This is a genomic window from Paenibacillus sp. GCM10012306 (genome assembly GCF_042649265.1).
GTDB lineage: Bacteria > Bacillota > Bacilli > Paenibacillales > Paenibacillaceae > Paenibacillus_AQ.
In genome coordinates this window covers 1-1,054 of the sequence record NZ_JBHRYW010000035.1, presented here as the reverse complement: position 1 = coordinate 1,054, position 1,054 = coordinate 1, and the positions used below count along the sequence as shown (strand labels likewise).

The window sequence follows — 1,054 nt, the reverse complement described above, 5'->3', positions numbered from 1 at the left end:
TTTCACCCGTTGCTCCAGTGGCACCTGTCACTCCGGTCGCTCCAGTGTCTCCTGTTGCACCAGTGTCTCCCGTTGCTCCTGTTGCTCCAGTGTCTCCTGTTGCACCCGTTGCCCCAGTTGCTCCAGTGTCTCCTGTCGCTCCAGTGGCTCCTGTCACTCCGGTCGCTCCTGCTGCTCCCGTTTCCCCAGTTGCTCCAGTTGCTCCTGTCGCTCCTGTTGCTCCAGTGGCTCCAGTGTCTCCTGTCGCTCCTGTTGCTCCAGTGTCTCCTGTCGCTCCGGTGGCTCCTGTGTCACCTGTCACTCCGGTCGCTCCTGTCGCTCCCGTTGCACCTGTCACTCCGGTCACTCCTGTGGCTCCCGTGGCTCCCGTTGCCCCAGTGTCACCTGTCGCTCCGGTTGCTCCTGTGGATCCCGTGTCACCTGTAACTCCAGTCGCTCCCGTTGCACCTGTCACTCCGGTCACTCCTGTGGCTCCCGTGGCTCCCGTTGCCCCAGTGTCACCTGTCGCTCCGGTTGCTCCTGTTGCTCCTGTTGCTCCAGTGTCTCCTGTCGCTCCGGTGGCACCCGTTGCACCAGTGTCTCCCGTTGCTCCTGTCGCTCCCGTTGCACCAGTGTCTCCTGTTGCCCCTGTTGCTCCCGTTGCTCCTGTTGCTCCTGTTGCTCCAGTGTCTCCTGTTGCTCCAGTGTCTCCTGTCGCTCCGGTGGCTCCAGTTTCACCCGTTGTTCCAGTGTCTCCTGTTGCACCCGTTGCCCCAGTTGCTCCAGTTGCTCCAGTTGCTCCAGTTGCTCCTGTTGCTCCAGTGTCTCCTGTCGCTCCGGTGGCTCCTGTGTCTCCTGTCGCTCCTGTTGCACCCGTTGCTCCTGTCGCTCCTGTTGCACCCGTTGCTCCTGTTGCTCCAGTGTCTCCCGTTGCTCCTGTTGCTCCTGTTGCTCCAGTGTCTCCTGTTGCTCCAGTTGCTCCTGTCGCTCCGGTGGCACCCGTTGCACCAGTGTCTCCCGTTGCTCCTGTCGCTCCCGTTGCACCAGTGTCTCCTGTTGCCCCTGTTGCTCCCGT

1 protein-coding gene and 1 pseudogene are annotated in these 1,054 nt (G+C 62.1%); both read right to left on the bottom strand.

Annotation, left to right across the window (positions count from 1 at the left end):
* The coding region (locus ACFORK_RS29045; RefSeq protein ID WP_379205551.1) for a hypothetical protein at positions 1-463 on the bottom strand (463 nt) is incomplete at its 3' end.
* Positions 460-1,054, bottom strand: a pseudogene (locus ACFORK_RS29040) (hypothetical protein); the annotation flags it as partial. The pseudogene ACFORK_RS29040 and the gene ACFORK_RS29045, both read right to left, overlap by 4 nt.